We start from the raw sequence: 22,872 nt of genomic DNA on the forward strand, positions 1-22,872 counted from the left end.
TAATTAAATTTTAAATAAAATAGAAAAGGGTGAGCTTATGGGTTATCAATTATTAACAACAGATCTTGATAAAGTTTTACTGTCTTTATCTGAAGAGTATGATGTTTATGCACCTAAATTATTTGAAGGAGATGGGTGTTTTTCAGATATTGATGTAGTTCGTTATGGAAAAATAAATTTTTTAAATGAAATAGTTTTTGATCAAAAATCAGACTACTCATTTAAAGAAATTCTTACTCCTATTTCAGAGACATTATTTTACTTTACAGAAGATGAAGCAATTGTACCAAAAGAAAGAAAAAAAGGAGCAGTAGTATTTTTAAGAGCTTGTGATTTAAACGCATTAAAAAGATTAGATGATATTTATTTACATAATGGAGCAGAAGATTTTTATTATAAGAGGCTTCGTGGAAATACAAAGTTTATATTAATGGAATGTAAGGAATCTTTTGAAACATGTTTTTGTGTGAGTATGGGAACAAATAAGGCAGATAATTATGATGCCTATATATCTGTTAAATACGGCAAGGCATACATAGACTGCAAATGGGATAAATTAACAGATCTTATTAAAAAAGAAAAAAATGAACAGACAGATGTTCAACCTGAATTTGTAAAAGAAAATAATGTAAAGGTGACAGTTCCGCAGGAAATAACAAACGAAGTATATGATTTTGATTTATGGAAAGAATATAATGAACGTTGCATAGCATGTGGAAGATGTAATTTTGTATGTCCTACATGCACATGTTTTACAATGCAGGATATTTTTTATAAGGATAATAAAAATACAGGTGAAAGACGTAGAGTATGGGCTTCATGCCATATAGATGGTTATACAGAAATGGCTGGAAACATAAGTTTCCGTAAAACAAAAGGAGAAAGAATGCGTTTTAAAGTTCTTCATAAAGTTCATGATTTTAAAAAGCGTTTTGGTTATAACATGTGTACTGGCTGTGGAAGATGTGATCAAGTATGTCCAGAATATATTTCCTTTTCAAATTGCATCAATAAACTGAATCAAAAAATAGAAGAGGTGAAATAATATGAAAAATGAATATATTCCTTTTTTATCTCAAATAACAAATGTTAAAAAACATACAGAAATAGAATATACATTTCAAATGGAATATAATAAAAAAGATGTAAAGCCAGGGCAGTTCTTTGAAATTTCTATTCCTAAATTTGGAGAGGCTCCTATATCAGTAAGTGGTATTGGAGAAAATACAATAGACTTTACTATTAGAAAAGTAGGAAAAGTAACAAATGAAGTATTTGAAAACTATGTTGGAAATAAACTTTTTTTAAGAGGACCTTATGGAAATGGATTTGATGTAAATAATTATAAAGGAAAGGAAATTATAATTATTGCAGGGGGAACAGGAGTTTCTCCAGTGAGAGGTGTTATAGATTACTTTGCACATCATAAAGAGGAAGCTAAGGCAGTAACATTAATTGCTGGATTCAAATCAACAGCAGACATTCTTTTTAAAGAGGATTTTAAATATTGGGAAAAAAATATGAATGTTATTCTTACTATTGATAAGGAAGAGGAAGGATATAATGGAAATACAGGTCTGGTAACAAAATATATTCCTGAATTAAAAATAAAAGATATAAATAATATTGTTTTTATTGTAGTAGGTCCTCCTATTATGATGAAATTTGCTGTCATAGAAATAAAAAAACTTGGAATATCTGATAAAGATATTTGGATTTCTCAGGAAAGAAAGATGTGTTGTGGAATTGGGAAATGTGGTCATTGTAGAATGGGAGATACTTATATATGTTTAGATGGTCCCGTATTTAATTATGTAGATGGTAAAAACTTAATTGATTAGGAGGGGACAGCATGGATATAAATACAAAAAAGTTAAAGAAGAATGCTTTTAGAGTTTCAAAAGTGAGAGAGATTACAGCTTCTCGTATTCGTGTACCTGGTGGATATTTAAAGGCTGAACTTCTTGAGAAAATACAGGAAATATCTCAAAAATATGGAAATGGAATTATTCATATTACCACTCGTCAGGGATTTGAAATAGAAGGTATTCATTATGAAGATATGGATAAAGTAAATGAATTGCTTCAGCCTATTATTGAAGTACTTGAAATCAATCAGACAATTCCAGGAACAGGGTATTCAGCTTCTGGAACAAGAAATGTAAGTGCGTGTATAGGAAATAATGTATGTCCTTTTGCAAATTATAATACAAGCGAGTTTGCTCAGAAAATAGATAAGGCTATTTTTCCAAATGATCTTCATTTTAAAGTTGGTTTAACTGGATGTTCCAATGACTGTGGAAAAGCAAGAATGCATGACTTTGGAATTATTGGAATGACAGAACCTCAATATGATCCAGATAGATGTGTTAACTGTCAGGCTTGTGTAAAAGGCTGTAAATCTCTTTCTGTAAATGCCTTGTCAGTTGAAAACTATAAAATTGTAAGAAATACAGAGAAATGTATAGGGTGTGGAGTATGTATTACTAAATGTCCAACAAGAGCTTTTACCAGAAGTAAAGAGAAATACTACAAACTTACACTTATGGGAAGAACAGGGAAGAAAAATCCACGTCTTGGAGAAGATTTTTTAATTTGGGTAGATGCAGATACAATTATAAAGGTAATATTAAATACTTATGATTATGTAAAAGAACACATAAGCAAAGATGCCCCTGGTGGAAAAGAACATATTGGATATATCATAGACAGAACAGGGTTTGAAGAATATAAAAAATGGGTATTAAAGGATATTGAACTAGGACCAAAAGCAATAAAAAAAGATCGTATTTACTGGAGTGGTATTCATTTTGATAAATTCTAATAAATTGGAGGAAAGAAAATGAAAAAAATACAGTCAACATGTAATTACTGTGCTATTGACTGCAATCTAGATTTCTATGTAGAAAATAATAGAATAGTAAAAGTAGTTCCAACAAAAGATTACCCAGTGAATGATGGATTTTGTTGTATTAAAGGATTATCTCTTGATAAACAACAGACTTCAGTGAAACCTTCACAACTTCCAAAGATTAAAATTAATGGAAAAATGACAACAGTAGAATGGGAATATGCTTTTAAATATGTTGCAGATAAATTAAAAGAGATACAAGAAAAATATGGAAAAGAAAGTATTGCTGGAATAAGTACAGGACAATTAACAATGGAAGAGTTTGCAATTTTTGGTCATGTGATGAGAAATTATCTGAAAACAAATGTTGATGGAAATACAAGATTATGTATGGCAACAGCAGTTGTAGCTCACAAACAAAGTTTTGGATTTGATGCTCCTCCATTTACACTGAAGGACTTAGAACTTTCAGATACTATTGTATTTATTGGAGCAAATCCTGTTGTAGCACATCCAATTCTTTGGGGACGTGTAATGAAAAATACTGATAAAAAAGTAATTGTTTTAGATCCTCGTAAATCAGAAACAGCAATGAATGCAGATTATTGGTATGGGTTAAAAGGAAAGTCAGATTTACAGCTTTTTTATACAGTAGCTAATTTGTTGATAGAAAAAGGTTATATAGACAAAAAATATATAGCAGATCATACAGAAGGATTTGAAGAATTTAAAGAATTTGTAAAAAAATATACTTTGGAAATAGCTATAAAGAAAACAGGACTTTCAAAAGAGCAGATATTAGAATTTGTTGAACTTATTCATAAAGGAAAAAGAGTTTCTTTCTGGTGGACTATGGGAGTAAATCAAGGATATGAAGCAGTAAGAACAGCTCAAGCCATTATAAATATAGCACTTATGACTGGAAATATCGGTCGTGAAGGGACAGGAGCTAATTCTATTACTGGGCAGTGTAATGCAATGGGATCAAGAGCATATAGTAATACAGCAGTTCTTTTTGGTGGAGGAGATTTTAATAATGAGAAAAGGAGACAGCAGGTAGCAGCAGCTTTAGAAGTGGATGAATCTGTTCTTGCTGAAAAACCTACCATTACATATAATCAAATTATTGAAGGAATTAACAACGGAGACATAAAGGGACTTTGGATACTTTGTACAAATCCTATGCACAGTTGGACAAATAATAAAACTTTTCAAACAGCAGTAGAAAAATTAGAATTATTTGTAGTACAGGATATTTATGATGATACAGACAGTGCTCAAGCTTGTAATGTATTTTTGCCTGTAGTTCCAGGAATAAAAAAAGAAGGTACATATATTAATCTAGAAAGACGGATTTCTGCAATGTGTCCATGTCTGGAAAAAGAAGAAAATGAAAAAAATGATTATGAAGTAATTTATGAAATAGGGAAAGCGCTTGGAATGGGAGAACTTCTGAAAAATTGGGAAACTCCAAAAGAAGCCTTTAAATTAATGCAGAAATGTTCTAAGGGAATGCCTTGCGATTTTACTGGAACTTCTTGGGAAAAATTAGAAAATTCTCATGGGGTTCAATGGCCTTTTAGAGAGGGAGAAGTTTTAGAAGAAGATGAAAGACGTCTTTATGAAGATGGAAATTATTTTACTCCAAGTAAAAAAGCAAAATTTATTTTTGAAGAAATAAGAGAAAATCCCCTTCCCCTTACAGATGAATTTCCGATTCTTTTAAATACAGGAAGAGGAACTGTTGGACAATGGCATACTCAAACAAGAACAAGAGAAGTACAATTTGTTGAAGATGTAGTTGCTGATAAAGCTTATGTCTATATGAATACAATTCTTGCTGAAGAAAATAATATAAAGGAAAATGATAAAATCAGAATTTATTCTATAAATGGAAAGGATGCAGTATTTTTTGTAAAAATTACAGAAAATGTGCAGTATGAAGAATTGTATGCCCCTATTCATTATATAGAATGCAATATGCTCACACCTTCCATTTATGATCCTTATTCAAAAGAGCCATCATATAAAGCAACACCAGTAAGATTCGAAAAACTGGAGGTGGAAGCAGATGTATAGAATCAGAATAGATAGAAAAAGATGTATTGGCTGCCTTACATGTGTTACAGCTTGTGTGGTAAGTCATGAAAGCAGCGATGCCAGAAATAGAGTAGTAATTGATAGTGAAACAAGACCTGCACCTATTTTCTGTAGGCATTGTGATCAGCCTGAATGTGTTTATACATGCATGACAGGAGCAATGAGAAAAAATTATGAAACTGGATATGTAACTTATAACAAAGAACAATGTGCAAGTTGTTATATGTGTATTATGGCATGTCCTTATGGAGTTTTAAAAAGCGACAGCATATATAATAAAGAGATTATGAAATGTGATATGTGTGCTAGTGTTGATGGAAATCCTAAATGTGTTGAAAAATGCCCTATGAAGGCAATTACACTAGAGGAGGTACAATTATGAAATTTGTAGTCATTGGGGCATCAGCAGCAGGAATCAGTGCAGCAGGTGAATTAAGAAGATTAGATAAAGATTCAGATATTATACTTATTTCAAGGGATGAGGCTGTTTATTCAAGATGTATTCTTCATCACTATATGGAAGGGATAAGAGATTTAAAACAGCTTTCTTTTATTGAAGAAGATTTTATGGAAAAGAATAATATAGAATGGAAAAAAGGGATAAGTGCAGTTGGGATTGATACAAAGGAAAAAACAGTATTACTTTCTACAGGAGAAAAAGTTTTTTTTGATAAACTCCTCATAGCAACTGGATCAAAAACATTCTTTCCACCAGTTTCAAATATAGATGCTGGAAATATTTTTGGACTTCACAATTTTGATGATTGTCTAAAAATAATGGCAACTGTAAAAAAAGCTGAAAATATTGCAATAATGGGAGGAGGCCTTATTGGAGTTGATGCTGTTACAGGTTTACTGGATACCAAAAAAAATCTTTCCATTATAGAAACGAAATCACATATGCTTCCCCTTCAATTAGATGAGATATCTTCAAAAAATTATGAAGAAGCATTTTCTAAAAATGGAGTAAATCAATATTATAATTTAGGAATCAAAGCAATAAATATAAATGAAGATAAAAATATAAAATCTATTATATTATCTGATGGAAGAGAACTTCCATGTGATATGCTTATTGTTACAGCTGGGGTTCGTGCCAATGTAGATTTTTTAAAGGATAGTGATCTAGTATTGGATAAATTTGGGCTTGTTACAGATGAATATGGAAGAACAAATATAGATAATATTTTTGGAGCTGGAGATGTTACTGGAAGAAATCCTATCTGGCCTGTAGCTGTAAAAGAAGGAATAATTGCAGCGAATAACATGGTAGGAATAAAAAAGAAACTTACAGATTTTTTTGCCAGCAAATCAACAATGAATTTTTTAGGTATTCCAACTATGTCACTGGGAATCAATGAGACTGATGATGAAAGTTATCAAACAGAAATTGAAATAGACAAAAAAGGAAACTATAAAAAAATAATACATAAAGATGGAAAAATCTATGGAGCTATATTACAAGGAGACCTGTCATATGCTGGAATATTGACACAACTTATTGCGAACAGGATAGATATCTCAAAGGTTAAAAAACCTATATTTAAAATAGATTATTCAGACTTCTTTAACGTAAAAGATAATTTTGAATTTACATACTAATTTTTAAGGAGAGAAGATGGAAAATAAATCATTGAGAGAAAAGATTCAAAATATACCTGTTCCCTTACTTCCAACAATGGTAGGAGCAGCAACTTTATCAAATGTTTTTACAGGGATGGGATATTCTCTCGTAAGACATGTAACAATGTTATCAGCAACAATCATCTTGTTTTTCTACATAATTAAAATAACAATGTACTTTGATACTTGTAAAAAAGAATACAGTAATGTTATACCTGCGAGTCTTTATGCAGGTTTTCCAATGATAATGATGCTGCTTGGAAGTTATTATTTTGACTATAATCAACTTTTGGGGAAAGGTTTATGGGCAGCAGGATTGATAATTGATGCAGTTCATATTTTGATATTTACATATAGAAATGTAATCAAAGGAGTAAAACTTGATACTTTTGTACCTAGTTGGTTTGTAACATATAATGGAATTTTAGTTTCAGCAGTTATTGGGATTCCTATGAAAGAACCTTTTATTTGTAAAATTATTGCAATATATGGAATAGTAGTTTTTGCTGTAATAATTCCTTTTATGGTATGGCGTCTTATAAAAAAATCAGTGGATGGACCAATGCTGCATACGAGAGCTATTGTAATGGCACCTTCAAGTCTTTCTCTTGTAAGCTATTTGAATTTTTTTGAAAAGCCGAATACAATTGTTGTATACTTGTTATATATAGCAGTTTTCTTATCATTAATATTTATAATTTACAATCTGCCTAAGTTTTTTTCAGTGCCTTTTACACCTGCTTTTGCAGGGCTCACATTCCCAATGGCTATCGGAGTGGTAGCTTCAGGAAAAATGAGTGGGTATTTATTAAATAATGGAATGATAGAATTTGGAAATTTTGTAAAGCAGGTACAAGGGATGCAGATTTATTTTACTACTGCAATTATAGGCATGGTATTATTTAATTTTTTTATCATGTTTAAAAATAGTTTTAAAAGAATATAATAAAAAAGAGAGGAATGGAAATGATTGAGTATAATGAAGCTATAAAAGTATTAGAAAAAAATATAGAACAGCAGAAAAAAACTGAAGAAATACATATTTTAGATTCTTATGGTTATATTGTTGCTGAAGATATATATTCATCTATTTCTGTTCCCTCTTTTCCAAAGTCAGCTATGGATGGGTATGCTGTGTGTAGTGAAGATATTATCAATGCTGAAAAAGATATCCCAGTAAAATTAAAAGTTGCTGGTAAAATAATTGCTGGAGATTCTCATATTATTCAAGGGAAAAAAGGGCAAGCAGTGAGGATAATGACAGGGGGAAGAATTCCAGATGGTTTTGATTGTGTAGTAAAGCAGGAAGATACAGATTATGGGAGAGATACAGTTAATATATTTACTTCTCTCACTCCCTATTCTAATTATTGTAAAATAGGAGAAGATATTCAAGAAGGACAGCTGGTTGTAAAAAAATATACAAGAATAGAAAGCTCGCATATTGGAGTGTTAGCAAGTATAGGAATTTCTCATGTAAAAATAATTGCTCCTATGAAAGTTTCTGTATTATGTACTGGAAGTGAATTAATAAATCCTGGAACAAAATTAGGTGAAGCTCAGATATATAACAGCTGTTCTTATGTTATTGCATCTAAATTAAAAAGAGCTGGAATAAAAATAGTTAATATTGAAAACTGTGATGATGATATAGAAAGTATAAAAAATAAAGTAAAAAATTTTTTAGAAGAGAGTGATCTTATTATTACAACAGGAGGGGTATCTGTAGGAGAAAAAGATCTTATTCCTCATGTAATGGAAGAACTAGGAACAATTGAGTTGTTCAGAAAAGTAAATATAAAACCGGGAACACCAGTTACTGCCAATAGATATAGAGATAAACTCATATTAAGTTTTTCTGGAAATCCCTTTGCAGCAATAGTGAATTTTGAATTATTTTTTTGGTATGCAGCAGCTAAATTTATGAATAATAATTATTTTAAGCCTCAAGTATTTGAGGTTGTTTTAAAAAATGATATTTTAAAAAAGAATAACCTTAAAAGATTTTTAAGAGGTTTTGAAGAAAATAATAGAGTTTTATGTAATACTAATAAGCAGATGTCTTCTGTTTTAAATGAAATGATGAGCTGTAATTGTTTGGTGGAGCAGCCAGAAGGAAAGGAACTTTTTTCTGGAGAAGTAGTAAAGTGTATAAAATTTAGATATTAATTATTTGAAAATAAGGAGTAGATATGAAATTATCAGTGGGTATTTTGGCTGGAGGTAAAAGCAGCCGTATGGGGCAGGATAAAGTTTTATTAAAATTGAAGCAGAAAAGTTTTTTAGATATCCTCATAAACGAATTTTCTGATTTTGATGAATTGATAATTTCATTAGACTATTTAAATAGATATAAAGAATTAAGTTGTAAAAAAGTAGAAGATAGTATAAAAGATATAGGTCCTATTGAAGGAATAAGACAAATACTGAAAGAATCTAAAAATAAATATAATTTTATATGTGCAGCAGATATGCCTTTTTTAAAAAAAGATATAGTTGAATATATAAGTACTTTTATCAGTTCTGATTTTGATTGCTATATAATTTGCGATAGAGAAAGAAAGCATCCTTTATGTGCTGTTTACTCAAAAGATATACTCCCTATAATAGATGAAATGATAGAAGATAAAAATTATAAATTACTTCAGTTGGTTTCAAGAGTAAGAACAAAATATATAAATTTAAAATATACTAACTTTGATAAAAAAGTGATTCAGAATATTAATACATATTCAGAGTATAAGAATGCAGTAAAGCCACTTATATTTTGTATAAGCGGGATAAAAAATAGCGGGAAAACAACTTTGATTACAAAACTTATAAATGAATTCCAAAATGATTTTCCTAAAATAGCAGTAATAAAACATGATGGACATGACTTTATAATAGATCATGAAGGAACAGATACAGATAAAATAACTAAGGCAGGAGCAATGAAAACAGTTATTTTTTCAAATAAAAAATATGCTTCTATTTGTAAGGGCAGTTTTAATATGGAAGAAGAATTAAATAATATGAAAGATATGGACATGATAATAGTAGAAGGAATGAAAAATTCATATTATCCTAAAATTGAAATATTGAGAGAAGGAATCTCAGATAAGCCTATATGTGATCATAAGACTTTGATAGCAGTAGCTACAGATGGAAAAGAAATAAAAAATATAGAAAAAGGAATTCCGAGTGTTGAATTAAATAATATTAAAGCTATATCACAGATTATTTTAAATTATTTTTTTGAAGGATATAGTCAAAATTTTGATTAAATAAATGAGGTGATAAATTTGCTTGATAAATATAGGAGAAAAATAGATTATCTAAGAATTTCTATTATTGATAAATGTAATCTGAAATGTATTTACTGTATGCCTGAAGAAAGCGTGGAAAGTATAGAAAAAGATGAGCTTTTAACTTTTGAAGAGATAGAAAGAATATGTATTGCAGCAGCTGAAATAGGAATCAAAAAAATAAAAATTACAGGGGGAGAACCTCTTATAAGAAAAGAAGTTGCAGGACTGGTAAAAAAAATAAAATTAATTAAAGGAATAGAAAATGTTACCTTGACAACAAATGGCATCCTATTGGAAAAAAATATTGAGGAGCTGGCTCAGGCAGGAATTGATGGAATAAATATTAGTTTAGATAGTTTGAAAGAGAAAAAATATCATGAAATAACAAGATGTGGGTATTTAAAAGATGTACTTTCAGGAATAGAGTCTGTTGTAAATAAAAAGATAAAATTAAAATTAAATTGTGTTATTATTAAAAATATAAATGAGGATGAAATAATTGAGATAGCAGGATTAGCCCAGAAATATCCAATAGATGTGAGATTTATTGAACTTATGCCAATTGGGTATGGGAAAGAGTTTTCTTCTGTATCTAATGAAGTGATAAAAGGTAAACTAGAAACTTATTTTGGAAAGTTAATATTATCTGAAACTACTCATGGAAATGGACCAGCAGAATATTTTGATATAAATGGTTTTAAAGGAAGTGTTGGATTTATAAGTGCTTTGTCACATATTTTTTGTGACAGCTGTAATCGTATCAGAATAACTTGTGATGGAAGTATTAAGCTGTGCTTGAATTATGATAATGGATTAAATGTAAAAGAAAAAATAAGAAGTGGAATATCTAATGATGAATTAAAAGATTATTTGTATCATTGTATAATAGAAAAACCTTTATATCATGGTTTTAATGAAAGTAAAAAAGATAGTACTGAGCATAGAAAAATGATACAGATAGGGGGATGAATTTTTAAAATATCTGTAAAACTACAGCTGGAAATATTATAAATTGAAATAAATATTAAATTTATATAGGATTTATGCTAAAATATATGTATTCTGTTTAGTGGAGGGAAATTCTATGCCTGAAATCCTATATAAATTAAAAGACATGGATATTTTTAAAAATGCCAGCAACTCTACTTTAAGCAAACTGATTAATGCTGGTAAAATAAAGAAATATAAAAAAAATGATATAATTTACTCTGATAAAAAAATAGTAGATTATATTTTTTTTATACTAGAAGGAAAAGCAATTATTTATAATATGACACATAATGGAAATAGAAAAATAATATTTATACTGGGATCAGGAAAATTACTTAGTTTTAATGTTATAAATGATAGACTTACATCAGTATTTTCTGAAGCTATTGAAAAAACTCAAATTTTATCAATAGAAAGAAGAGAGTTTTTAAAAATAATAAAACATGATTTTGAGTTTTTAAAGTCTATAATGAGTGAATATGAAAAATATATATGGCGTATGGGGCATCAGCTTAAAAATACAATAGGAAATATTTATATAGAAAGAAGAGTTGCTGCAAAATTATGGAAGTTAGGCAGAGATTTTGGTATAAAAACAGATGAAGGTATATTGATAGATATAGAAATGACAATAACCTTTATGGCAGATTTTATAGGAGCTCCCAGAGAATCGACTTCTCGTGCATGTAAGAAACTAATTAATGAGAAGCTTATTAAATTTGAAAATAAAAAATTTATTATATTAAATGCTGATAAATTAGCAGAATATTATAAAAGATAATGTTTCCTCTGTCATCACATGTTTAGTATAAATAAAAAATATAAAAAAAATTTAAAGTTGGAACTGGCGTTAAGCTGGATTCAACTTTTTTTATTTTCCTTTAGAAGCTTGATAATATGAACCGTTTCTAACAATAGAGCTGATAAAATTTATACATAAAATTTACAAATTGAACTAGAATAAATACTTATATTCGTCAGGTGTCCTATTTTTTTATGGAAAAATATATAAAATTTTTTAAATATTCTGAAATAGGACAAGAAAGAGATGTGTTTAAGATTTGTATGGCATATAGGAATAATTTTCTTTAATTCTATGAAAAAATAAAGAAAAATATAAATTATTTTTAAAATTAAAAAAATAATTTCAAAAAACTGAAAAACGAAAATAACGTGATCAAAAACAGCTTGACAATAATACTTCAAAGTTGTATACTTACTTCAAACAAAAATAAGAAAAATTTAATATTGAAGGGGGAGAATGTATGAGAAAGTTTAAAATGGTTCTTTCAACGTTGTTTGTACTAGGTTTGCTTTCTGGTTGTGGTGGAAGTAAAGAAGCTGCTCCAACAGAAGCTAAGAAAGAAGCAGTAAAAAGTAATATTGTAACAATAGCAAATGATGTAGAACTTTCTTCAATGGATACAGGATTAGCAACTGATGGTACTTCATTTGAAGCAATCGCATCAGTACTTGAAGGACTTTATCAGCTTGATGGTGCAGGAAATACTATTCCAGGTATGGCAGTGAAGGAAGAAATAAGTGAAGATGGAAAAGTACATACTTTTACACTTCGTGATGCAAAATGGAGTGATGGTCAGCCAGTAACAGCAAATGATTTTGTATTTGCATGGAGACGTCTTGCTAATCCAAAAACAGCATCTGAATATGCATATATGATTGGAGTAGCAGGTATAAAGAATGCTGAGGGAGTAATGTCTGGTGAAAAACCAATTACTGCACTTGGAGTAACAGCAGTGGATGATAAAACTTTAAAGGTAGAATTGGATTATCCAGTTCCATTCTTTGATCAGTTAGCAGCATTTCCACCATTTTATCCAATCCGTGAAGATTTTTATGATAAATATAAAGAGCAGTATGCACTTACTCCAGAGGCAATATTATCAAATGGAGCTTTCAAAATGACAGAATGGAACCAAGGTGCTAACTACACAATGGTAAAAAATGATCAATATTATGATGCAGATAAAGTAAAAATAGATGGATTGAATTTCCAAGTAGTAAAAGATGCTCAATCAGCAATGGTTGCTTTTGATCAGGGAAATGTAGATTATGTAAAATTAACTGGTGAAATGGTAGATCAATACAAAGAGTCACCTGAGCTTATAAATACTTTAGGAGGATATTTATGGTATATCTCTCCTAATCAAAAAGTGCCTGGACTTGAAAATGCTAATCTTCGTAGAGCATTGGCACTTTCATTTGATAAAGAGCAAATCGCTGAACATCTTTTAAAAGATGGTTCAATAGCTGCAAACTTTGCTGTTCCAGTAAAATTAGCAGTAGGACCTGATGGAAAAGATTTCCGTGAAACTACTCCTAGTTATTTGAATGTAGATAAAGCAAAAGCTAAAGAATATTATGAAAAAGCTAAGCAAGAACTTGGAAAAGATAAGTTTGCATATGAATTAGTATTTGAAGATACTGAAGCAAGTAAAAAAGTTGCTGAGTATTTAAAATCAGAAATAGAAACTAATCTTCCAGGAATGACTATTAATTTAAAACAACAGCCTAAAAAAGCTCGTTTACAATTAATGCAGAATGGTGTATATGAATTAGGGCTTACTCGTTGGGGACCAGACTATGCCGATCCTATGACTTATCTTGATATGTGGATTACAGGAGCATCATATAACTATGGTAGCTGGTCAAGTAAAGAGTATGATAAACTTATTTTTGACACTAGTAAAGGTGATCTAACTGGTAAACCAGCAGAAAGATGGGAAGCTCTGAAACAGGCTGAAAAAGTTTGTATGGATGCTGCTGCTATCTTACCTGTATACCAAACAGGTTCAGCAGTAATGATAAAGAAAGATTTAACAGGATTTGAATTCCACTCAGTGGGTGTACCTACAATATACAAGAATATTGTAAGAAAATAATTTGAAAGTATATTGTTTATACAGCACAATGCTGTTTTAGGTATTGTGCTGTATTTTTATTATATAAAATTCAATAAACAGAAGGTTAAATTGTTAGTGATAATATACTGCTTAAAAATTGTATTGGCAGAGTAACTTTTAAAGGAGTAAAGGGAAAATGATCAAATATATAATGAAACGTTTGGCTATTGCTGTAATAACCCTTATTGTTATAGTTTTCATACTGTATCTGATGCTTCAGTTGATGCCAGGGACACCGTTTAATGATGAAAAATTGACAGAGGCTCAAATGGCAATAGTAAAAGCTAAATATGGATTGGATAAACCATTTCTTGTTCAATTCTTTAATTACTTAAAACTTATGTTGCAGGGAGATTTTGGAGTAAGCTACAGTATTCAAAAGAATATGCCTGTGTCACAAATGCTTGATGCTCGTTTATGGATATCAATTCGTATAGGGCTGCAAGCAGTAGTAGTAGGAGTAGTTTTAGGATTAATATTAGGAATAACAGCAGCGTTGAAAAAAAACACATGGATAGATACATTCTCTTCATTATTGGCAGTTATAGGAGTATCTATTCCTTCATTTGTTTTCGCACTATTTTTCATTTTGCTGTTTGCAAAAAAATTAAATATACTTCCAGTATTGTATAATGTTCATCAACCATTTATTTCAAGTATAATGCCAACCATAGCACTTTCGGTTTTCACTATAGCGAATATAGCTCGTTTTACTCGGAGTGAAATGTCAGAAGTGCTGGGGAGTGAATATATGCAGCTGGCACAATCTAAAGGATTGAGCAGAGAGATATTAATATTTCGTCATGCATTGAGAAATACTTTGATACAGGTAGTAACAGTTTTAGCACCATTGGTAGTAGGACTAATGACAGGATCATTGGTAATAGAAAAAATGTTCTCAATACCAGGAATCGGACAGTTATTGACAATGGGAATACAAGTAAATGACTACAATGTAATTATGGCATGTGCATTTGTCTACAGTTTGATGTACATTGTTGTAATGCTGGTAGTAGACCTGTTGTATGGAGTAATAGATCCACGTATCAGACTGGTAAAAGGAGGAACAAATGAGTGATCAAAGAATAGTTTTTCAGGAGGATGATTTTAAACTTGCTCATCGTAAGGACCTGTACATAGATAAGGTCTATGAGAACCATTCTTTCTGGAGAGATTTTTTTATACGTTTAAAAGCTAATAGAGGAGCAGTGGTTGGGCTTATCTGTATATGTATAATAATTTTATTGTCAATAATAGCTCCAATGATATCTCATTTTCAAATAAATGGAAATAATCTTGCTCATCAGAGTCTGCCTCCAAAGGTTCCTTTTCTCCAAAATTTAGGGATAGCTAATGGATACATGAGAGGGAAGGATATGTATGCACTGAAAAAAGTAAAAGATGTATTCTATCTTTTTGGAACTGATACAATGGGAAGAGATATCTGGTTGAGAACATGGAGCGGAACTCGTATTTCATTGCTGGTAGCAGGAGCAGCTATAATTATAGACATGGCAGTTGGTATGACATATGGACTTATCTCTGGATATTTCGGGGGAAAAGTAGATATGGTTATGCAGCGTATTATAGAGATAATCAACTCTATTCCTACTTTGGTAATTGCTACACTTATGCTGGTAATTTTAAAACCTGGAATTGTTCCTATTTTATTTGTTCTTGTATTGACAGGTTGGATAGGAATGAGCCGTATTGCCCGTGCTCAGATGCTTAAATTAAAAGAGCAGGAATTTGTTCTGGCTTCAAAAACATTAGGTGCTTCAGATATGCATATAATATTTAAAGATATTCTGCCAAATATATTTGGGCAGCTTATTATAATGTCTATGTTTTCAATACCTAATGCAATATTTATGGAAACAACACTTTCTTTCGTAGGTCTGGGAATTCCAGCTCCAAATGTATCATTGGGAGTAATGATATCAGAAGGATTCAAGTCATTTATGATTTCACCATATATGACTATTATTCCAGCTGTGATATTAGCTATTCTTATGCTGAGTTTTAACTTACTTGCTGATGGATTAAAGGATGCCTTTGATCCTAAAATGAAAGAGATGTAGGAGAGGGAATATGGAAGAGAGAGAAAGAGTATTATCAATTCGTGATTTAGATATTTGTTTTCATACAGCTAATGGAGTTGTGAACGCCATACGTGGTGTTCGTTTAGACTTGTTTAAAGGAGAGACTATTGCTATAGTTGGAGAATCAGGGTCAGGAAAGTCTGTAACTGTAAAGGCTATAATGGGAATCTTGAGCGGCAATGGATTTATTAATAATGGAACAATTATATTTAATTATAAAAATGAAAAGGGAGAAAAGATAACAAGAGATATTATTAAATTAACTCCCAAGGAAATGCAGAAACATATTTGTGGAAAACGTATTGCAATGGTGTTTCAAGATCCTATGACATCTCTGAATCCCACTATGACCATTGGAAAACAGATTATGGAGGGAATGTGCTATCACTATAAAGTTTCTAAGAAGGATGCTTACCAAAAAGCAGTTGAACTGCTAGAAGAAGTAGGAATTACTGAGCCTGAAAAGCGTATGAAAAATTATCCTCACCAGTTGTCTGGAGGTATGCGTCAACGGGTGGTTATAGCTATAGCTCTGGCTTGTGATCCAGAAATATTAATATGTGATGAACCAACTACAGCCTTGGATGTTACTATTCAGGCAAAAATACTGGAGCTGATAAAAGAGCTACAGGTTAAGAAAAATATCTCTGTAATATATATAACACATGACCTTGGAGTAGTGGCAAAAGTAGCAGATTATGTAGCAGTTATGTATGCTGGAAAGATAATAGAAAAGGGAAGTGTAGATGAAATATTCTATGACCCTTGTCATCCATATACATGGGGGCTTCTGTCTTCTATGCCTGATATAGAAACAAATGAAGAGGTACTGTATACTATTCCAGGAACTCCTCCAAATCTATTGAATAAAGTGCCAGGAGATGCTTTTGCAGTTCGTAATGAATATGCTTTAAATATAGATTTTAGAGCAGAACCTCCAATGTTCAATGTGGGAGGAAAGCATCGTGTATCATCATGGCTTATTCATGAAAATGCACCTAAGGTAGAAATGCCATCATCTTTAAAACGTCGTATAGAAAAAATGATAAAGGGGGCTAAATAGTTATGGAAAGAACTCCTTTACTTGAGGTAAAAAATTTAAAACAATATTTTAAAGTAAGCAAAAAATTTACAGTAAAAGCTGTAGATGGAATATCATTTAATATTTATCCAGGAGAAACATATGGACTGGTTGGAGAATCAGGATCAGGAAAATCTACAACAGGACGTTCTATTATTCGTTTGTATGAACCGACAGATGGAGAGGTTAATTTCAAAGGAGTAAAAATCTCTGGAAAATTGTCACTGAATCAATTACAGCATCTTCGTACAAAAATGCAGATGATATTTCAAGACCCTATGGCTTGTTTAAATCCTAGAATGAAAGTAATAGATATTATTGCTCAGGGATTGGATATTCATAAACTCTATAAAAATGAAAAAGAGAGAGAGGAAAAAGTATATCATATTCTTGAACTGGTAGGGTTGTCTCATGAACATGCTATGAGATATCCACATCAATTTTCTGGAGGGCAGAGACAGCGTATAGGAATAGCGAGAGCTTTAATAATGAATCCTGAACTGATAATTGCAGACGAAGCTATCTCAGCACTGGATGTATCAATACAGGCTCAGGTAGTGAATCTGATGAAGGAGCTTCAAAAGAAAACAGGGGCAGCATATTTATTTATTGCTCATGATTTATCTATGGTAAAATATATTTCTGACAGAATAGGAGTGCTTCATTTAGGACATTTAGTGGAGACAGGAACAACTGAGGAAATATTCAGCAACCCTATACACCCATATACAAAAAGTCTTTTGTCAGCAATTCCATTGCCTGATCCGAGAGTGGAGAAGACAAGAATTGCAATGACTTATGACTACAAGAGCAGTGGAATAGATTACACAAAAGGAAAGCAGAATCACATAGATGGACAGCACTATGTATTGGCAACAGATGAAGAACTGAATCAATGGACTAAAAAATAAAATAAAAGACCTTGAAAAAAGAATCAGGGTCTTTTTTATTGCTTAAAAACAGCAAAAATAGATTTAAATAGTATTCTTCTCTATTTTCTTCTAAATATAAAACATATTAGAAAACAATAGTATATGCTATAATTAAGCTAAAATAAAAACAATACTGTTATCAAAGAAAGAGGGAATGCTATATGAATACTAAAACTCTAAAAATAAAAAAAATGCTGCCAATTATTATGATATTTTTTAGTTTTTTTATTTTAACTAATTGTTCAGCTCAATCAATAAATAAAACATCTGATTCAAAAAAATGGGCTGTTCCAATAAAAGTACAGGGAGCAGACAATTTTTATAAAGTTTCTGAAACCTTATTTCGTTCAGAACAACCTACAGAAGATGGGATGAAAAATATAGAAGCTTTTGGAATTGGAACTGTAATTTCTTTGCGTTCTAGACAAAAGGATGTGGAACTGGCTAAAAATACAGAATTAAATCTCATACATGTAAGTATGAGAGCATGGAATCCTAAATATGAAGATGCAGTAAAAGTGATGTATTTTTTAAATCCAAATAATCCAGAAACAAATAAGAAACCAATATTAATTCATTGCTATCATGGAGCAGATCGTACAGGAATGATGGTTGCCTTATATAGAATGGTCTATCAGAACTGGGAAAGAGAAGAAGCTCTAAATGAAATGCTGAATGGAGGATATGGCTACCATTCAATGTGGAAGGATATAGTTACTTTTATAAAAACAGTAGATGTAGAGCAGCTTAGAAAAGACAGCCAAATAGTAAATTAAAGTAAAAAATATTGAAGAAAATTAAAAAGAGGAAGACTTAAAGACAAGTTATATTCGACTTGTAAGTATTCCTCTTTTTTAATATATTTATAAATTATTCTTTAATTTTTAATTCAAGCACATCAGGTCTAGAATAGTGCCCACAGGCATCAAATTCCATACGGCTCATAGGAACTTTTTCCATATCCAGTTCTGCATAAATAATTTCTTCTTTATCCCAAACAGGATCAGTTACATAATGTCCATAAGGATCAACTATGCAGCTTCCACCACGGCATACAGTATCAGAAAGTTTTGCAATTTCATCTGGACAGTGTAAATCATCAGGATACATATCTTTTGTAAAGTACATATCGCAGTTGATGAAGTAGCAGTGACCTTCAATAGCTATGTGACGAATAGTTGCCTGCCATTCTTCATTATCATTAGTGTTAGGGGAAATATACAGAGTAACACCTTTCTCATATAGGGCAACTCTTGCTAAAGGCATATAGCTTTCCCAACAGATAAGGCTTCCCATTGTTCCCCAAGGAGTATCAACTACTGGGAAATATCCTTTGTCAGCATCTCCCCAAACAACACGTTCAGCACCAGTAGGTTTTAATTTTCTATGGACAGCGACTAGTTCTCCATCTGGCGAGAAAAATAGATTTGTATTATAAAGTGTAGCACTAACAGGGTCACGTTCAGAAACTCCAATACTCACATAGGCATTAGCTTTTTTGGCAGCTTCTCCTATAGCTTTTGTTTCTTCACCAGGGACTAAGATAGAATTGTCATAATACATTTTCCAGTCTTTACGACCTTCAGCATTACGGCTTCCTACAGTAAAACCAAAAGTCATTCCATATGGATATCCAGGAATAAACAGCTCTGGAAATACAATTAATTCGCTTTGTTTTTCAGCAGCTTCTTCAATAAACTTGATAGTTTTTTCAGTACAAAGCTGTTTATCAAACATTATTGGAGCAGCCTGCACAACAGCGATTTTACACTTGTTATTTAAATCTTTCATAATTTTCCCCCTTTTTAAACCAGAAATTTTATGTTAATCTTAAATATTTGACATTATTATTATATCAAAAATACAAGGGGGTTGTCATATATTTTATTTTTTATGCAGAATAATTTTATAAAAGTAAAGAACTTTTTTATATCTTTGGATAATCTTGGAGTGAAAAAATAATTGACTCAGTACAATAAAAATGTTAAAAGTAGATAGTTTTATTCTGTGAAGTAAGGAAGATATTATTGGGATCAATTAAATATTTTATATTAAATAAATATAAAGGTTTAGTGATTTTATACAGCAATTTTTGGAGGGGGAAACTATGAATTTCATAATCAGAGAGTATAAAAATGAAGATCTGGATTTTATTGTTGAGAAGCATTGGGATATATATTCAACAGAGTATGGATATGTAAAAAGAAGTTTTTACGATTATGTAAAAAAAACTTTGGAGGATTTCCTTGCTGTAACAAAGTTTGAAAGAGAAAAAATCTGGATTGCTGAAGCAGAAGGAAAGCCAATTGGAGCAATAGCTTTGATTATACCTGATTCTGACAAGCCATGGGAAGGGCAGCTTCGTTGGTTTATTGTTGAAAAAGAATATAGAAAATATGGAATAGGCAGAGCATTGATGGATAAACTACTGGAGTTTGCTGAAAAATGTGAGTATAAACATATTTTCCTCTGGACAGCAAGTAACTTAGGCAGAGCATTATCATTCTATAATCATCAAGGATTTTATGAAACAGATAGATTTTTGGAAACTGAATGGTGTGATGAACCAATTTATGAAATTAAATTAGAGAAAGATATTTAAAAATTATAAATAATAATTAATATGTAGAAAAATAAAAATCTAAATTAAATTAGAAAAATTTGTGTAATTAACGAAGCAAGTAAAATATAAAAAATAATATTGTTTGAACGAAGTGAGTTAAAATCCAGTAAATGATTAAAAAGTATTATTTTAAATAAAGTTATGAGGGATATTTCCATAAGAGGATATATCTCTTTTATTTTTTTGTAAATTATGTTATTCTATTAAATAAGGCTAAAGTTTTTGACAGGCTTTTTCGTAAAAAAAATTAGGAGATCTTGCTGAAATGTATAATGAAATCGACCTTCATCAAATGAACTTTGATGATGCTTTGAGGGTTTTTATAACTAAATATAATGCTTTATACAAAAAAGGCGAAAGAAAAGAGATAAAAGTGATACATGGATACGGCTCGAAATTTTTAGATGGAGAAGCTGTAATAAGAACGAAAATAAGGCAGTTCTTCTCTAAAAATAAAGACTGTGTAAGAATGAGAATAGATTTGAATCCTGGAGTGACATATGTCATGCCGTTGAAAAATCTTCCACAGCCTAAAAAGAAAAAAAATGGATTTTAGCTGATAGAGAATCTAAACTATTTAATCGGAAGGTAATTATGTATATAAAAACTAAAAAAAATATTGGTGAACAGGAAAAAGAAAAAATAATAGAATTTTTAAAAAGCAATGGATTAGGAATTATAATAACAGAAGATGAGGATATCCTGAAAATAGGAGTAATGGGAAATAAAAAAAATGTAGATCTAGATGTACTTCTGTCTTTTGATGGTGTTGATGAAATGGTTCCCATTGGAAAAAGCTATAAATTTGTCAGCAGGGAATTTCAAAAAGAAGATACTGTGATAGACATCAAAGGAAGAAAAATAGGTGGAGGAAACTTCATGCTTATGGCTGGTCCTTGTGCTGTTGAGAGCAGAAAATCAATATTTGAAATAGCTGAAAGAGTAAAAAAATCTGGAGCTCAGGCATTGAGAGGAGGAGCTTTTAAACCAAGAACATCTCCTTATGATTTTCAAGGTTTGGGAGAAGAGGGACTAAAATACATGAAAGAGGCAGCAGACAAGTACGACCTTTTAGTAGTAACAGAAGTAATGGATACTCAGGATATATCTCTTGTATCCAAATATGCTGATATACTTCAGGTAGGGGCAAGAAATATGCAGAACTTCAGCCTTCTTAAAATGCTGGGGAAATGTGATAAGCCTATACTTTTAAAGAGAGGGCTAAGTGCTACAATGAGAGATCTTCTTATGGCAGCAGAATATATAGTTGCATATGGAAATACAAAAATAATACTGTGTGAAAGAGGAATCAGAACCTTTGAAACAATAACTAGAAATACTGTGGATATAAATGCCATTCCTTTAATAAAAGAGAAATCACATCTTCCAATAATAATAGATGCAAGTCATGGAACAGGAAGAAGAAATCTTGTAGAGCCTGTAACATTGGCAGGAGTAATAGCTGGGGCAGATGGGGCAATGGTAGAAGTACATGAAAATCCAGAATGTGCAATTTCTGATGGAGTTCAATCATTAGATTTCCCTGGATTTGAAAAACTGACAGAAAATTTGAAAAAAGTTTTGGAAGTAAAGAAAAATCTCGTATAGAAAGAGGTAAGATATGTTTGAAGATAAAGGAAATCATTTAATAATAAAAGAATTTGAAGATATGGGAATAGGAACTATATTTACAGATATAACTTATGGAAATGCAAAACAGAAAACACGTGAAGAACTTGTAAAAGATTTTGCCCTTGGAGAGAGAAAACTTGTATCTGGATATCAGACTCACAGTAAAAATATACAGATAATAAAGGAGATAGAGAAAGAATATTTTGAAAATACAGATGGATTTATAACAGACAGGAAAGATGTTGTTATATTTACCAAATATGCAGACTGTCTTCCTGTATATATCTATGATCCTATAAAGGAAGTCATAGGACTGGTACATTCTGGATGGAGAGGAACTCTTCAGGAAATAGCTCTGGAAGCTGTAAAATTAATGGAAGAAAATTATGGAACAGATATAAAAAATGTTTATTTTGCTTTTGGTATAGGTATTGGTCAGGAAAATTATGAAGTAGGACAGGAATTTAAAGATCTATTTTCAGAAAAGTTTCCATCTGATATAGTAGCAGAAAGTTTTGTAGAAAAAAATGGAAAACTGTATTTTGATAATCAGAAATTTAATCATTTAAATTTAATAGCAAATGGAGCGGACAAATCTAAAATAATAACAAATGGATATTGTACATTCAGGGATAAGAGATTCCAATCTTTCAGAAGAGATAAAGAAAATTCGGGAAGAGCAGGAGGCTTTATTTATTTTAAATGATTATGAAACATTTATTGG

Annotated in this window: 22 protein-coding genes; 21 read left to right on the forward strand and 1 reads right to left on the reverse strand. The window is 30.8% G+C overall.

Translation table 11 applies throughout. The annotated features are described in order from the left end of the window. Positions 1-37 precede the first annotated feature (37 nt). The 17 genes from asrA (at position 38) to C4N20_RS08090 (ending at position 18,669) form a co-directional block, all read left to right on the forward strand. Positions 38-1,045 carry an anaerobic sulfite reductase subunit AsrA gene (gene asrA / locus C4N20_RS08010; RefSeq protein ID WP_005978844.1) on the forward strand — a complete coding sequence of 336 codons (1,008 nt, stop codon included), beginning with the start codon at positions 38-40 and terminating at the stop codon, positions 1,043-1,045. A gap of 1 nt (position 1,046) precedes the next feature. Then, the gene (gene asrB, locus C4N20_RS08015; RefSeq protein WP_005978846.1) at positions 1,047-1,841 is read left to right on the forward strand and encodes an anaerobic sulfite reductase subunit AsrB; all 795 of its coding nucleotides are present in this window, start codon (positions 1,047-1,049) and stop codon (positions 1,839-1,841) included. An 11-nt stretch (positions 1,842-1,852) separates the two neighbouring features. Beyond that, complete coding sequence (gene asrC, locus C4N20_RS08020) at positions 1,853-2,824, forward strand: sulfite reductase subunit C (protein ID WP_005978848.1); 972 nt, start codon at positions 1,853-1,855, stop codon at positions 2,822-2,824. A gap of 18 nt (positions 2,825-2,842) precedes the next feature. Further along, entirely contained in the window at positions 2,843-4,930 is a 2,088-nt protein-coding gene (locus C4N20_RS08025) for a molybdopterin oxidoreductase family protein (RefSeq protein WP_005978850.1), read from the forward strand. Further along, positions 4,923-5,333, forward strand: coding sequence for a 4Fe-4S dicluster domain-containing protein (locus C4N20_RS08030; protein WP_005978852.1), 411 nt, complete (start codon positions 4,923-4,925; stop codon positions 5,331-5,333). The genes C4N20_RS08025 and C4N20_RS08030 overlap by 8 nt, the downstream gene beginning before the upstream one ends. Further along, positions 5,330-6,553 carry an NAD(P)/FAD-dependent oxidoreductase gene (locus C4N20_RS08035; RefSeq protein WP_005978854.1) on the forward strand — a complete coding sequence of 408 codons (1,224 nt, stop codon included), beginning with the start codon at positions 5,330-5,332 and terminating at the stop codon, positions 6,551-6,553. Before C4N20_RS08030 ends, C4N20_RS08035 begins: the two co-directional genes overlap by 4 nt. A 16-nt stretch (positions 6,554-6,569) precedes the next feature. After that, positions 6,570-7,520, forward strand: coding sequence for a TDT family transporter (locus C4N20_RS08040; protein WP_005978856.1), 951 nt, complete (start codon positions 6,570-6,572; stop codon positions 7,518-7,520). Between the two features lie 20 nt (positions 7,521-7,540). Further along, positions 7,541-8,743 (forward strand): molybdopterin molybdotransferase MoeA, encoded by a 1,203-nt coding sequence (locus tag C4N20_RS08045; protein WP_005978858.1) that lies wholly within the window; start codon positions 7,541-7,543, stop codon positions 8,741-8,743. A gap of 23 nt (positions 8,744-8,766) precedes the next feature. Beyond that, on the forward strand, positions 8,767-9,840 hold the full coding sequence (mobB, locus tag C4N20_RS08050) for a molybdopterin-guanine dinucleotide biosynthesis protein B (protein WP_005978860.1): 1,074 nt from the start codon (positions 8,767-8,769) through the stop codon (positions 9,838-9,840). Between the two features lie 9 nt (positions 9,841-9,849). Continuing rightward, positions 9,850-10,833 carry a GTP 3',8-cyclase MoaA gene (moaA, locus tag C4N20_RS08055; RefSeq protein ID WP_390621147.1) on the forward strand — a complete coding sequence of 328 codons (984 nt, stop codon included), beginning with the start codon at positions 9,850-9,852 and terminating at the stop codon, positions 10,831-10,833. Positions 10,834-10,948: 115 nt separating this feature from the next. Then, complete coding sequence (locus C4N20_RS08060; RefSeq protein ID WP_005978864.1) at positions 10,949-11,635, forward strand: Crp/Fnr family transcriptional regulator; 687 nt, start codon at positions 10,949-10,951, stop codon at positions 11,633-11,635. Between the two features lie 484 nt (positions 11,636-12,119). Further along, on the forward strand, positions 12,120-13,757 hold the full coding sequence (locus C4N20_RS08065; protein ID WP_005978866.1) for a peptide ABC transporter substrate-binding protein: 1,638 nt from the start codon (positions 12,120-12,122) through the stop codon (positions 13,755-13,757). Between the two features lie 157 nt (positions 13,758-13,914). Further along, on the forward strand, positions 13,915-14,856 hold the full coding sequence (locus tag C4N20_RS08070) for an ABC transporter permease (RefSeq protein WP_005978868.1): 942 nt from the start codon (positions 13,915-13,917) through the stop codon (positions 14,854-14,856). Continuing rightward, complete coding sequence (locus C4N20_RS08075; protein ID WP_005978869.1) at positions 14,849-15,859, forward strand: ABC transporter permease; 1,011 nt, start codon at positions 14,849-14,851, stop codon at positions 15,857-15,859. The genes C4N20_RS08070 and C4N20_RS08075 overlap by 8 nt, the downstream gene beginning before the upstream one ends. Before the next feature lie 10 nt (positions 15,860-15,869). Further along, the gene (locus C4N20_RS08080; RefSeq protein WP_005978871.1) at positions 15,870-16,943 is read left to right on the forward strand and encodes an ABC transporter ATP-binding protein; all 1,074 of its coding nucleotides are present in this window, start codon (positions 15,870-15,872) and stop codon (positions 16,941-16,943) included. 2 nt (positions 16,944-16,945) lie between these two features. Next, positions 16,946-17,872 carry an ABC transporter ATP-binding protein gene (locus tag C4N20_RS08085; RefSeq protein WP_005978873.1) on the forward strand — a complete coding sequence of 309 codons (927 nt, stop codon included), beginning with the start codon at positions 16,946-16,948 and terminating at the stop codon, positions 17,870-17,872. A 182-nt stretch (positions 17,873-18,054) separates the two neighbouring features. Beyond that, a complete protein-coding gene (locus C4N20_RS08090; protein WP_005978875.1) occupies positions 18,055-18,669 on the forward strand; it encodes a dual specificity protein phosphatase family protein in 615 nt (204 codons plus the stop codon). Between the two features lie 94 nt (positions 18,670-18,763). Here C4N20_RS08090 and C4N20_RS08095 read toward each other — a convergent pair whose 3' ends face one another. Next, entirely contained in the window at positions 18,764-19,684 is a 921-nt protein-coding gene (locus tag C4N20_RS08095) for a carbon-nitrogen hydrolase family protein (RefSeq protein WP_005978877.1), read from the reverse strand. 316 nt (positions 19,685-20,000) lie between these two features. Between C4N20_RS08095 and C4N20_RS08100 the strand changes: the two genes are divergently transcribed. The 4 genes from C4N20_RS08100 to pgeF all read left to right on the forward strand — a co-directional run bounded on the left by C4N20_RS08100 (position 20,001) and on the right by pgeF (position 22,854). Continuing rightward, positions 20,001-20,495 (forward strand): GNAT family N-acetyltransferase, encoded by a 495-nt coding sequence (locus C4N20_RS08100; RefSeq protein ID WP_005978879.1) that lies wholly within the window; start codon positions 20,001-20,003, stop codon positions 20,493-20,495. 286 nt (positions 20,496-20,781) lie between these two features. Continuing rightward, entirely contained in the window at positions 20,782-21,072 is a 291-nt protein-coding gene (locus C4N20_RS08105) for a Smr/MutS family protein (protein ID WP_005978881.1), read from the forward strand. Between the two features lie 38 nt (positions 21,073-21,110). Continuing rightward, positions 21,111-22,124: a 3-deoxy-7-phosphoheptulonate synthase gene (aroF, locus tag C4N20_RS08110; protein ID WP_005978883.1), complete on the forward strand. Its 1,014-nt coding sequence runs from the start codon at positions 21,111-21,113 to the stop codon at positions 22,122-22,124. Between the two features lie 13 nt (positions 22,125-22,137). After that, positions 22,138-22,854, forward strand: a complete 717-nt coding sequence (gene pgeF / locus C4N20_RS08115; protein WP_005978885.1) for a peptidoglycan editing factor PgeF — start codon at positions 22,138-22,140, stop codon at positions 22,852-22,854. Positions 22,855-22,872: the final 18 nt, after the last annotated feature.

The organism is Fusobacterium ulcerans (assembly GCF_003019675.1).
Taxonomy (GTDB): domain Bacteria; phylum Fusobacteriota; class Fusobacteriia; order Fusobacteriales; family Fusobacteriaceae; genus Fusobacterium_A; species Fusobacterium_A ulcerans.